The 13,329-nt window shown below is 43.3% G+C and carries 9 protein-coding genes and 1 pseudogene; 2 read left to right on the top strand and 8 right to left on the bottom strand.

Annotated features, from left to right (window positions below; genetic code table 11):
• Positions 1-65 precede the first annotated feature (65 nt).
• The 4 genes from ACL9RM_RS20130 to ACL9RM_RS20115 all read right to left on the bottom strand — a co-directional run bounded on the left by ACL9RM_RS20130 (position 66) and on the right by ACL9RM_RS20115 (position 5,121).
• Positions 66-1,604, bottom strand: coding sequence for a glycoside hydrolase family 32 protein (locus ACL9RM_RS20130; protein WP_414126450.1), 1,539 nt, complete (start codon positions 1,602-1,604; stop codon positions 66-68).
• Positions 1,605-1,702: 98 nt separating this feature from the next.
• Positions 1,703-3,322, bottom strand: a complete 1,620-nt coding sequence (locus ACL9RM_RS20125; RefSeq protein WP_061831436.1) for an ABC transporter substrate-binding protein — start codon at positions 3,320-3,322, stop codon at positions 1,703-1,705.
• 18 nt (positions 3,323-3,340) lie between these two features.
• Entirely contained in the window at positions 3,341-4,222 is an 882-nt protein-coding gene (locus ACL9RM_RS20120) for a carbohydrate ABC transporter permease (protein ID WP_013309484.1), read from the bottom strand.
• Between the two features lie 14 nt (positions 4,223-4,236).
• Entirely contained in the window at positions 4,237-5,121 is an 885-nt protein-coding gene (locus ACL9RM_RS20115; RefSeq protein ID WP_230584986.1) for an ABC transporter permease, read from the bottom strand.
• 506 nt (positions 5,122-5,627) lie between these two features.
• Here ACL9RM_RS20115 and ACL9RM_RS20110 point away from each other — a divergent pair.
• Both ACL9RM_RS20110 and ACL9RM_RS20105 read left to right on the top strand, forming a co-directional pair.
• A complete protein-coding gene (locus tag ACL9RM_RS20110; RefSeq protein WP_250267916.1) occupies positions 5,628-6,662 on the top strand; it encodes a LacI family DNA-binding transcriptional regulator in 1,035 nt (344 codons plus the stop codon).
• 22 nt (positions 6,663-6,684) lie between these two features.
• Positions 6,685-7,659 carry a carbohydrate kinase family protein gene (locus ACL9RM_RS20105; RefSeq protein ID WP_069291553.1) on the top strand — a complete coding sequence of 325 codons (975 nt, stop codon included), beginning with the start codon at positions 6,685-6,687 and terminating at the stop codon, positions 7,657-7,659.
• Between the two features lie 513 nt (positions 7,660-8,172).
• Here ACL9RM_RS20105 and ACL9RM_RS20100 read toward each other — a convergent pair.
• From ACL9RM_RS20100 to ACL9RM_RS20085, 4 genes and pseudogenes are all read right to left on the bottom strand, one after another.
• A complete protein-coding gene (locus ACL9RM_RS20100) occupies positions 8,173-8,976 on the bottom strand; it encodes a Cof-type HAD-IIB family hydrolase (protein ID WP_250267915.1) in 804 nt (267 codons plus the stop codon).
• 27 nt (positions 8,977-9,003) lie between these two features.
• Positions 9,004-9,600, bottom strand: coding sequence for a DeoR/GlpR family DNA-binding transcription regulator (locus tag ACL9RM_RS20095; RefSeq protein WP_155271685.1), 597 nt, complete (start codon positions 9,598-9,600; stop codon positions 9,004-9,006).
• A 9-nt stretch (positions 9,601-9,609) separates the two neighbouring features.
• Positions 9,610-9,744, bottom strand: a pseudogene (locus tag ACL9RM_RS20090) (DeoR family transcriptional regulator); the annotation flags it as partial.
• A 199-nt stretch (positions 9,745-9,943) separates the two neighbouring features.
• On the bottom strand, positions 9,944-13,039 hold the full coding sequence (locus ACL9RM_RS20085; RefSeq protein WP_250268899.1) for a GH32 C-terminal domain-containing protein: 3,096 nt from the start codon (positions 13,037-13,039) through the stop codon (positions 9,944-9,946).
• Between the last annotated feature and the right edge of the window lie 290 nt (positions 13,040-13,329).

The following is a 13,329-nucleotide window of genomic DNA, read 5'->3' as shown; positions in this document are numbered from 1 at the left end:
CACTCGCTACTCAATGAGTTCCTTCGTGAGATAATTAAAATTTGAATGATATCAATAGTTAACGTCTAAACATTCTCATTTCCCCAAATGCTTACCAGATCATTGATCTGAAGCGACACGACCCTTAGTTCTCCACCAATGGCGTAGAGTTCTAAACCCTTACTTTCGAAGTCCGGAAAAATCATGTCTGAAATGATTGCTTTTCCATGATTGCCGAAGACTTCAACACTTGACCAATCCAGATAAATGCTCAACTGTATCCTCTCATGCTCTGGCTTCATAGTGGCCTTGTGTATTGCTGTGAAATCGGAATGAAAATCAGTGGCGCTCGACTTCGTCCGATCGACGAACAATTCCTCATTCGAGATATTATATCCGATGATCGTCTCTTGATTGGCGGACTTCCGTACTTTAAACCCGAATTCCACGGCAGTACCGATTTCAAATTCTGCAATAATTTCTGCCTTGGCTGCGGAAATATCAGACAACACGTTCATACCTGGCTTAATCGTCAAGTCTTGCAGAGACAAAATCGGTTTTCTTAGCTGACTTAATTCATTTATAGGTGCTTGGATTAGGCGAAGTCCCTCCGGATAAGTTCTAAGCTGTAGCTCACGAGGAATTGACATCTTGCCACGCCATTCCTCTGAAGGTAGCGTGGTAGCATAACGCCAATTATTCATCCAGCCGATCCAAATTTTCCGTCCGTCTTCGTTCGAAATGCCATTCCAGGACACGGCCGCGTAAAAGTCTGATCCATAGTCTACCCATTTGATAGTACCGATAGATTCCAACGCTTCATCTGGCGTGAACGACTTACCGTCAAAGCTGCCTACGAAATACATCATGCCAGAACCGCCTGCCGGTGGTTCCGGATCGTCTGGATTCACACCATTTCTATCCCCGACGCTTAGCATCAGAATCCACTTCGTGGTATTAAGATCCTCATCCACTTGGATTCGAAATATATCAGGACATTCAAATATCCCTCGGTGGATATGCGGAATGTCGGAACCGAATTCGCTTGCAAAAGACCATTCTTTCAGGTTTGGAGATGTGTAAAATTCTACACGGTCCCTTACGGCAAGAACCATGATCCACATTGATGATTCATCATGCCAAATCACCTTCGGATCACGAAAGTCTAGCGTGTCCGTTGGAAATAAAACCGGGTTACCTTCATATTTTGTCCAGGTTCGACCCTTATCCTTGCTGTAAGCAATGCTTTGCACCTGCGGCTTTCCAGGCTGAGCCTTGTTGCCCTCATTCGTATAAATGGCAACCAATCCTGATCCTTCCTCGTCGAAAAATCCGCTGGTATTGTTCTTATCCACCACCGCACTCCCCGAGAAGATCGCTCCGTCCTCCCCAGGTGGAATTGCCGGTGGAAGCTCAGTCCAATGCACTAGATCCTTGCTTACCGCATGCCCCCAATGCATGTTGCCAAAATCAGGTCGCGTATCATGGGGGGTATGCTGGTAGAACAGGTGGTACTCTCCTTCAAAGTAAACCATGCCGTTGGGATCGTTCATCCAATTTTTCTCCGGTGAATAATGAAATTGAGGCCTGTACGTTTCACTATAGTTACTTTTTAATTCTTTCATAGTATCCGCTCTCCTTTTGATTGTTGATAAGGTATTTAACATAATAATTTGAGTTTGCTCGTTTGCAAATGAATTTGAGATACTACCATTTAAATGTTTCAGCCTTGATCTTTAAGATATCTGTCATAGCCTTTTTGTTTGATTTCCAGCCATTTATCTAGCCCCAGTCTGGACAGCTCGGCTTTATATTCGGCCCATTCTTCTTCCACTTTACCCGTCTTGATCCATTCCGCCCGCTTGCGGTTAACGTAAGCAAACAAATCGGTTTCCAATGTGGAGATCTGCTTCTGATCCTCCAGCGAGAAGAAGACTTTCGGGAAATTATGGTCAGCCTTCATATAAGGAACGAGTCTTTCCTTCATGAGCTTAAGCCGTCCCACTGCATCATCGGGCTTGGTCGTTACTTTTCCGTAATACTCGTCAAGAATTGCCAATGGACCGCCGATATTCGTTTTTTGCCGCAGCTCGACAGGGGCCGTTCCCTTAAGCGGAAGATGCTTCAGCATATGACTCGCTTCATCGTATTCAAAAATGTTCTGCTGAGTTTTGTCGCCGTAGGTGCCCCAGTTGTCCTGTACGGACTGGATAGGATCATACAGTTGGTCAATCCATTTTGCCGTAAGCTCAAGATTTTTGTTGTCACTGGTAATCACCATTCTCCCCCGGTCAAAGCCGAGATTGTTCGTGCGGGTCACATTGACTTCACCGCTTGGCCCGGCGAGCGGATTCATCAATTCATATTTATCGTTATCTCCTGAGATGTTCGCCTTATCCCATTGAAAGTAGAGACCATATTTTTCATTCTGGCCTTTGGCCAGATACGTATTGTAATCCTGCTCGAATGACTCTTCGTCGATCAGGTTCAGCTTATACAGCTCATTAAGATATTTAATCCCCTCTTTATAACCATCCTGATCGGCAGTGAAGACCACTTTCCCCTCATTGGTCACTACCGTATGATCGCCGTTGTCCCCAAGACCAAATGATCCGAACAGAAAATTCAGGTCCTCATTGCCGTTATTGAGCATAAAGGACAGCGGGATTTCATCCGCTTGGCCATTTCCGTTAGGGTCGCCATTTTTAAATGCGAGCAGAACTTTTTTTAAATCCTCGGTGGTTTTTGGCATTTTAAGTCCCAGCTTTTTCAGCCACTCCACATTGATCCACGGCATGTCGTTTACAGAATGAATGCTCTCCTTCTCAGAACCCAGTTCTTCAATCCAAGGAAAGGCATAAATGTGCCCGTCCTGTGCGGTTATCATGGATCTGTACTCAGGTGCTTCCTTCAATACCTTCTGCAGATTCGGCATATATTTTTGAATCAAATCCTCCAAAGGGATAATAGTTCCATCCTTTCCGAGATTCAACAAATCGTAATCGGAATATCCGGCATCCAGTATGGCATCTGGAAGATCTCCACTGGCAACAGCAAGGTTTCTTTTTTCAATGAAGGAATCAGAGGTGAAGTTGGTAAAATCGATATGCACCCCTGTTTTTTCTTCCAGTCTTTTATAAATCAACTTTTCATTTGGATCGGAAGGTGCCAGCGGCGAGCTTTGAGTCATAAAATGCAAAGTAACTTTCTCTTTAAGCGGCAGAGTAACATTTTCCAGCTTGTAATCTTCGGATGCCGCAGAATTATTGCCTGAACCGCCACATCCGGCAAGCAGTGAAGTAGAAAGTGCCAACACAGACAAGGTTAGTAATGTTTTTTTCATCTCTATTCCCCCGATTTGTTATTTGATCGAACCTACCATGACACCCTTTTCGAAATACTTCTGGAAGAATGGATACATGACAATCAAAGGCAAACTTGATATGACAATAGCAGAGTACTTAATCATTTCAGACAATTTCTTAAGCTCCGCTTGTGCCATCGCATCGGCAATCATGCCGGGCTGAACCTGATTCTGTATCAAAATGGAGCGCAGTACCAGTTGAAGCGGAAACAGCTTCGGATCATCCAGATAAATCATGGCGTCGAAATAAGAATTCCACTGTCCGACAAAAGCGTATAAAGCTAGAACAAAAATAATAGGCTTGGAAAGCGGCAGGACGATTTTAAAGAAAATACTGAGCTCGGAAGCTCCGTCTATACTCGCCGCCTGGAACAGTTCTTTCGGAAGTCCCTGGAAATAAGTCTTTGCCAGAATAATATTGAATACGCTGATCGAGCCGGGCAGAATAATGGCCCAGACCGTATTCAACATGCCTAAATCCTTAATCACCAGATAGGTAGGAATTAGACCGCCACCGAAAAACATCGTTATCAGGAAAAAGATCATAATGGACCGTTTCCCTACCAACTCTTCAATCGCAAGCGGATAAGCCGCGAAGACGGAAAATAATACGGTTGCGAACGCAAAGGCTGCTGAATAAAAAATAGCATTAAAAAAACCGCGGATCATGGCACTGTTGCTTAGGATTTTGGCATATCCCGTGAGTGTCCAGTCTGATGATGTAATGGCAAACCCTTTGGTAATCAGGGTATTTGGAGTTAAAAAGGACGAAAGCACCACATAAACCAACGGTAACAGAATAGCGAGAACAAACAAACCAAGTAGAATATAATTGATGATGAGCAGAATCCGGTCCTTCCCGGTGTAATGAATATCCATAAATACCTCCTTCTTTAATACAGCCCTTCTCCTTCGTTCAGCTTCTTGACGACGGTATTTACGAAAATCAACAGGAATACATTAATTACGGAATTGAACAACCCGATTGCCGTAGAATAAGCATAATCGCCGGATTGCAACCCCACCTTGTATACGTAAGTCGCGATGATTTCCGAGGTAGGTGTGTTCAGAGCCGTCTGCATTAGGTAAGCCTTTTCATAGCCGATCGACATAATACCTCCTGCAGCGAGAATGAACAGGACGGCCATGACGGGTTTAAGAGCTGGCAGATCAATGTGGAAGATTCTCTTCATCAATGAAGCGCCATCAATTGTTGCAGCGTCATGCAACTGCGGGTCCACATTGGCTAAGGTGGCCACATAAATGATAGAGGACCAGCCCGCTGTTTGCCATATACCGGACAAAATATATACCGTTCGGAAATAGGCAGGATCAGTCATAAAAGCAATCGGCTTGCCGGTGAAGGTTGTTACCAAAGCGTTCACAATTCCAGCTGGTGATAGAAAAACAAACAGCATACCGGCAACAACAACAACCGAGATGAAGTTAGGTGCGTATACAATAAGCTGAATATTCTTCTTGAACTTCGCTCCTCTGACCAGATTTAACATTAAGGCCAGAATGATTGGTACTGGGAAGCCGAGAATAAGACCGTAAGCGCTTAATTTAAGCGTATTCATTAAAATGTCATAAAAATTTGGTGATGAAAGAAACCGCTGAAAATGTTCAAATCCAACCCATTCGCTGCCGAGGATGCCTTTTCTTGGGCTGAAATTTTTAAACGCAATGATCGAGCCGTACATGGGAACATACTTGAAAATGACGGTAAGAATTATGGACGGAAGCAGAAACAAATACAATATATAATTTCGAAGCATATAGCTTAACCAATGGTTTCTTTTTTTTGTTTCTGAAGCCTTTAGTCCCCTTTTTTGAACGATCGAATTTGCCAATATTTTCCCTCCTACTGTTCACGGCTTGTTATACGACACAAAATATAAGCCATGTTATGTCATCTCTCTGACATAATTAACCAAGATGTTTTTCAAATACTTGCTTGTAATATCCACACCTCCAACAGAACGAGAATTTTACACATTCCCAAAATGAATGGGCTTACAATTTACATTTGAACATATCTCGCTCTTACAATTTAGCAGATGTACATTTAATTAGTCAATATATTTCGGGTGAAAAATTCATTAAAAAAGCGTATTTCAAGATAATTATAATTTTTTTAGCAAAAAACTATCAAAAATACACAATATAAATAAACAAACGTAAACTTTTATTGTTCATTTGAATAAATGCATTGTTAAAAACATGAAAATACTATATATTTAGAAATATGAAGAATCTTAATTCGGAGAATAAGGTGAACAATATGACGAGAAAGTCAAAGGTTACGATACAAGATATCGCTGATGCCTTGGGGATTTCCAGAAACACTGCCTCCAAGGCGCTTAATGGAGTGGAGAGTATTCCCGCCGTTACTAGGGACAAGGTAGTCAAAAAAGCAATGGAGCTTAAATACAAACAATTTTCTTATATGGAAACAGCTTCTGAAAAACAAGGCAATATCGCACTTTTGACCTGTAATCTTCCTAATAGCTCACACTTTGGATCATTGTTGATTAGCGGACTGGAGAAGGAAATCAGCAAACAGGGCTATACTTTATCTATTTATTTTGTTCGTGAGAATGATATCAATTCGATGACCCTACCCGGCAATTTTGAACCTTCGAATGTGGCTGGCATCTTCTGCATCGAAATGTTCAGCAAGGAATACAGCAAGCTGATCACAGATCTTGGCATCCCAACTATTTTTATTGATTGCGCTGCGGACATGATGTATCCAGAATTGAAGGCGGATCTGGTATTAATGGAAAATGAACACAGCACATACTGTGTTACCCGGAAATTAATCGATTATGGCTATGAAAGCTTCGGTTTTGTAGGCGATTACAATCACTGCAAAAGTTTTAATGAACGCTGGACCGGATTTAATAAGGCCTTAGCAGAAGCAGGAATCGCCGTAGATCCTGCCCATAGCATTGTAGCGCCTGACCGCAACTTCGTTCTAGAGGAGAACTGGATGGAACAGCAGTTGTATGCCCTGAGGGAATGTCCCTCCGTCTTTATTTGCGCCAATGATTTCATTGCCATCAGCGTGATCAAATCTTTGAAAAACAAAGGGATTAGAGTCCCGGAAGATATTGCTGTCTGCGGGTTCGATGATGCATCGGAATCCCGGGTTGTCGAGCCTCATCTTACAACCGTGCATATTTACAGTAGTCAGATGGGGATTATTTCAGCCGAAATGTTATTGTCCAGAATCAAAGACAATACCATGCCATACCGAGTGACTCATGTTGCAACGGATATCGTATACCGAGACTCGACCCCTGTTCTAAACTAAATCTACCAAGAGGTGAATCAAAGTGAAAAATGACAGAACGGTTCTTTGTGTGGGCGAGTTGCTCATTGATTTTTTCTGCACGGATATTGATGTTAATCTTGCCAAGGGTCAGCATTTCTCCAAGCAGGCCGGCGGCGCTCCGGCAAATGTAAGCGCAGCCGTAGCCAAGCTCGGAGGAAAAGCGTCATTCTTGGGGAAAGTCGGGGCTGATCCCTTTGGCATGTACCTGAAGCAAACGTTGGATGAGCAGCATGTGGATACGTCCATGCTCCTTTTTGATCCGTCAACGCCGACTACACTGGCCTTTGTTTCCCTTGCCGCTAACGGCGAACGGGATTTCGTGTTCAACCGGGGAGCTGACCGTCAACTGTCTCTGCAGGACATTGATAGAGAATGGACCCGACAGGCTGCCATTCTGCATTTTGGATCGGCAACGGCCTTGCTCGCCGATCCTTTCCGAGAAGCGTATTTGTCTTTATTGGATGGAGCGAAGGCCAACGGGCAATTCACCTCCTTTGATCCCAATTACCGGGGGGACCTCTGGAAAGACAGGCAGGGGGAATTTATCACACTGTCCAGAAGAGGAATACACAATGCGGATTTGGTAAAGGTAAGCGAAGAGGAATTAAACATCATTACAGGGCTGGCTGACCGCGATGCTTCATTGGATCTTTTGCATGGGTTGGGAGCCAAGACGGTGGCGGTTACCTTGGGGAAAGAAGGAACCCTCATCTCAAGTGGTGCCTCCCGTTCGTTAATCGGCAGTATCGCTGTCAAATCGATCGACTCTACTGGTGCCGGAGATGCCTTCGTCGGAGCAATGCTGTATCAAATCAGCCAGCTGAGTCAGCCTAAGGCATTTACCTCCAACGCGAAGCAGCAGCAGGAATTTGTGACACTTGCCAATCAAGTCGGCGCCATCGTGTGCACTAAAGTTGGAGCGATTGCAGCCTTGCCGTCGTTGGAAGAAGTTAATCGTTTCGTAGCGCAAGGTTGAATCAAGGAATGAAGCGTAAGAACAGCAAAAGGTGTCCGACGATCTCTAAGGTCGCTGGATACCTTTTTAGTCATTCTTTTGAAGATGAAGTGAGAAACTAAAACATATCGAGGGAGTTTAATCAAAAGAAAACGAGTACTTATCCTACGTAGTCGTTTTCTTTTATATAAGGCAGGCCAGAATTTTTTTCGATTGCCAAAAACTTTTCATCTTTAATTAACTCAGATATTCTCATAAACCATTATAATTCATATTGCAGACTTAGCATTTATCCTGATCGGATTGCAAAGCTATTGCTAATGCAATAAATGATCCTGATGATACATCTATGAGTAAAATGATAATTCGACCAACTATTCAGGCATTGTAAACAATGACAGTGGACAGAACGAGAAAGCTCTTGCCTAATTAACCTAATTAAAACAAAACATTGTTAAGTTACTGCCATCATATTATAGAGTTTTAGTATCCTGATATCATTGGTGTTTGGATATCCAATGTCACTGGATCATTTCAAACGGACAAAATGTATTCCTCCAAGCCTATTTTCAAACCGTCTTCATCATTGCTCGATGTGACCCTGTCGGCAATTTTCTTAACTTCCTCCGGCGCATTTCCCATTGCAATCCCAAGGCCTGCGTACAAAATCATATCCATGTCATTATAGTTGTCTCCAATGGCCATCGATTCACGATAAGTAATATTAAATATCCCCTCGAGCTCCTGAATGGCATACGATTTGGACACCATCTCATCCATAATTTCCAGATAAGTTCCCTTGGATTTATAAACACTGATACCAGTAACTTCTTTATTGATTTGTTGTACAAGCCGCTCAATGTCTTTGGGATCTCCCATGCATAAAATTTTGTGAATATCATGATCTTCTTCTATATATGAGGGGAGTAACCTCTGTATGGGGGAGCCATTAATAATTTCCGCTTCCTGAATTACCCAAGGATTTTGAATGTTGCCAACGATCCACTGGTCATGTCCATACAAGTTAAAACTGATAGAAGGATAATGATCCATTACAATATCGTATATTCGTTTAATGCTCTTTTTCGATAAACAGATGCTATGAAGGATTTCCCTGTTGCCGCCCAATATTAGAGCACCGCTATAACATATGACGGGAGCGTGAATATTGAGCTCTTGCTGAAGAGGAAAAATGCCGCTTGGCATTCTCGCTGAAACAAGTACAAAAGGGATATTTCTTCCCACAACTTTTTGGATTGTATTTTTGGTGTCGGACGTAATTTGATGTTTTGAATTTAACAACGTCCCATCAATATCGCTAAAGATTGCTTGTATCATGGCCGATGGCTCCCTTGCGATTATTTATCACGATTCTTCCTCAAGCGCCTTGATAATTTCTACTCCGCTATCCTGCAACATCAGCAATGAGTGCTCCGGTGCATCCTGATTTGTAATTAAAATATCAATTTCGGATAAATTCAGGCCTTTAAACGGGCTTGTTAAATTAAATTTTTTGTAATCAGCAAGTAAAAATACTTCTCTGGCACGTCCCGATACCAGCTTTTTAACTAAAGCATCATCACGGTTTGCAAAATACACTCCGTCTTCCATGATGGCGGCAGCTCCTAAAAAAGCTTTGTCAAAAAAAACATCGTTCAACTGCATAGCCGTGTAGTGGTCATAAAAAAAACGATTTTCATGATTAAATTTGCCCCCGAGCAAGTTTATGTTAATTTCACTTTTTGCTGATAAAGCTTCTGCATTATCCAACGAGTGTGTATAAACCGTGAGATTCTTGTCCAATTGCCCACAGAGCAGTTGAATGGTAGTCGATACATCCATGAAACAAACATCTCCGTCAGCGATGTGCGCGGAAGCTGCTTTTGCAATGAGCATCTTTTGCTTTGTTGCTGAAGTTACACGTTCCTTGTAGGCTCTTATTTCTTCTTTTAATAAGGGCAAGGCAATACCTCCATGGGTTCTGATAACCCCCCCTTCGTGAACAAGCTTAATAATATCCCTTCTTGCCGTATCTCTCGAGATGTTCAATAAATTACAAATTTCCGAATTTGATAATTGGTTACGGCTTTGGAGATACTCCAAAATTTTTAAAAGTCGTTCCTCTTGGTAAATATAAAGCCCCCCCTATCCCTATATTCACTATAAGCGATTAGACGCTTTTTGTTAAGTGTTTTTAAGTGTTTTTATAAAGATAAGCAAATTGCTTATATTGTGTATTTCACATAGCAAGTCCCCGGTCCGTGTGCATATTGCATTAAGAGTCCGGGGACTTTATTCATTTTGCCTATTTATTGATAAATTCAATCTTTTGAAGCAAACGTTTTATCATAACTGCCGCCTCGGCGCGGGTAGTTGTTGCATGTGGCTCATAGTGTCCAGTGTCCATACCTTGTGCGATGCCCTGAGCTGTAACAGCGGCTACTGCATTTTGCGCCCAAACCGCGATAGACGAGTGGTCGGCATATCCATCTAGCGATTGCCCGTTTTTGCTGTTGACTGAGACATACCCGGTATATTGTAATGCTTGATGGACAAGTAGAGCCATCTCCTGGCGGCTAATTCCCGATTCAGGACGAAAAGCACCGTCTTCATAACCTTTGACCAGCCCAGCTGAATAGGCTGCGCTGAGATATCCGCTGTACCATGAACCCTTGACTACATCCCTAAAGGCTGGAGTCGCCCGTTCTTTAAGCCCAAGTGCATGAACAAGCATAGCGGCAAATTCGGCGCGGGTAACAGGCCTGGATGGCTCAAATATTCCTTTTATCGAACCGACAACAATTCCTTTTGCGGCAAGCAGCTCTATGTCGGCTTTGCCCCAGTACCCAGCTGGTAAATCACCGAAGGTTGGGCTGCTGTTGACAACGGTATATACACCATTGGAATTATGCTTTATTTCAACGGAGGCTCCATCATCCCCAGCCCGAAAAATGCTCGGTACAAAGATAAGTTTCCTTCTGGCTTCGTCGTAGCAAACTGCGGTGGAACGATTTGGGTCCATCGCTGATGAAAGCGGAAGTGTCCGGCTCACATAGGTATCACCGAAATCAAGAGCGGTTGTTGTACTGCCTGTTACTGCTTCAGCCCTAAAGTCTATAGGAGTCGTTTCCACGGTTGCGCCCGCTTTTACAGCCGCTTCTTGAATAGCCGCATTTTGCTGCATTGTTGCCTTGGATAACGTAATTCGCAGCCCTGGCACGCTATTGGAAGGTGAGGTATTTCTATTCACCCTGCTGGCTGGAAGGGTGTACGTCCCCAGTTCTGTAATTAACTGAAGATCCAGAGTTCGATGCTCGCTCCAAAGCTTATTGGCCATGCTGGTCAGCTCAACGATAACCACGTCAGCCCCAGCAGCTTTCACATGCAAAGTTAGTGCAGAACCTTTTCTTACCGGCAAAGCTTTAAGCAAAGTAAGATCATCCACGACCACTGCGGCTTCTTTCCTGCCATCAGCCTTTTGTGTAATACCCGGAGCATACTCCAATATTCCTGAAGTGGCGGAAGCCGGAATAGATGCCTTGACTGGCAGCTTTACTGCCTGGCTGTCGCTGCCCTTGTTGTTCTGAAAATTGTCACCGGAATGGCCGGAATTGTAACTTGATATTCGAACACTATTAAAGAATGCTGTTGTATCCCTTACATTTAACCCAAAGTATCCTCGTGTGTAACTTTGGTCTTTGGTATCAATCACCAGTTGTCCGTCCAAATAAGCCTTTATGGTATCCCCGACAGCTACAATTTTGAGGTGATAATCCTGATTTGTCCGTAGTTTCAGCTTCGCGTCATTATTGTAGATGGCAAGATCACTACCGGTCCCTTTAACAAATTTCATCAACTTAACTACATTATTCTTTACATCCAGATTAATTGCATACGCATTTTTTGCCGTAGGGTCTGAACGAAAGACCAAGGCACCTGCGCCGATGGGGTTTTCTATGTTATCTTTTTCAGGATCATCGGGATGCGAATCTGTATCCGGCACTTTAATGTCCGCTTCATATATAAAGTTCTCACCGAAATTACTTGCCAGAATAAACGCATCCCCTACGCCCTGCCCCTGTTTTCCATTAATAGTATCCGCCCATTTGCCGCTGATCGTCGTCCAATCTGACAGTACGGAGACACTAGATGGGGGCGTTTTCCAGACACTTTTTAACGGAAATATTTTTAAAGACTTTAATTCCACATCCCCGCCCTTACTGTAGATTTGCATTCCTTTACTCGAAGATTGAGGGAATATTTGGTCAGTTATCACTGTTTCTCCATTATTCCCGAACACCTCCAGCGCTGACCGGTCAACAAAAATATGCATTTTCACCGTACCGTTTAAAGCCTTCAGCGGGCCCTCATGTTTATTTGTGATATCAGGTCCGAAATCATAATTCCCGGAATTCGTACGGTCAACGAACAGCTTTTCATTGTAGACATCATACCCGACCGTTGTATATTCCTCAGTTCCTTTACGAACCTTAAAACCAAACTCAGTTGCTTCGGTGTTGGAAAGATCAAACTCTGCAATCATTTCAAATGTATCGTCAGAAAAGTTGGATAGGAGGTCGCTTTCTCCCTTAATCTTTTCATTTATATATGAAATTCCCTTTGTTTCAGCACGAATGCCGGCCAGAGAAATTGGTGTTTGTTTTAAGCGTAACCCTTCCTCTGTCTGGGTCAGTTCCATCATTCGCGGCAGTGACATGGAACTTCTCCATGTTGAAGTAGGTGTATCTTGAGCATAAGTCCAGTTACTCATCCAGCCAAGCCAGTATTTCTCGCCCTTCTCCCCTTCAATACCGCTCCACTCCACACCGGCATAATAATCAGCTCCATAATCGGACCATAATATTTGGTCGGAAGAATTCTCATTGGTGAAGGTTTTCCCATCAAAGCTTCCTACAAAATATTGCATTCCGGATCCGCCTGCAGGTCCTCCCGGATTTATACTTACCTGCAGAACCCATTTCTTTTTTGAAGGGTCGCCATCAATAGGCAATTCAATTAATGCAGGACATTCCCATACGCCGCCTATACTTCCGTTTGTAGAAGGTATCCACGAACCTGAGACGGCAGACCAATCCGTTATGAGGCCACTTTGTGGCAAATTGCCTTTTTCCGGCTCTTGTGCAACCTGGTCAACGTCTTCCGGAATTGATTTGTCATTATAAACATTGATATCATCCAGGTTGATATGCCCCCAACGTCCCGTTGCATTGTCTACAGCTTTGATATATAGCACTTCACCAATATAATTGGAAGCATCCCATACGTATCTGCTATACGCTTCCTTTTCGGATTTCGTATTTGTTTGACGAAGCAATTCCTGATCGTCAGAAGCTCTGACTAACGATAAATAACGGTTGCTGACGTCTTTGCCTCCGCCCATCATCAGGTTAATCTCTCCGGAGCCACCCAGTTTGAAATAGGATGAATGCAGTTCTCCAGTAGCATCATCCCCCTTGTGACTATCGGAAAACCCCCATAGATGATACTTGCCTTGCTGGTCGAAAGTTCCACCCCACCAATCCTTTCGATCTGTTACATGGTCATTAGTAAATGCTTCCCCTTGTACACTGGTCCACCCAGTCAGATCCCCTGTTTCAAAATCATGGTTAAGTATTTCATTCTCCTCTGTGATGATATTTTTGCCCAACTGAACATTCTGGAAGAGCACAG

The organism is Paenibacillus sp. S29 (assembly GCF_049319765.1).
Lineage (GTDB): Bacteria > Bacillota > Bacilli > Paenibacillales > Paenibacillaceae > Paenibacillus > Paenibacillus polymyxa_B.
The sequence above is the reverse complement of the archived record's forward strand: the minus strand, read 5'-3'. Positions and strand labels throughout refer to the sequence as shown.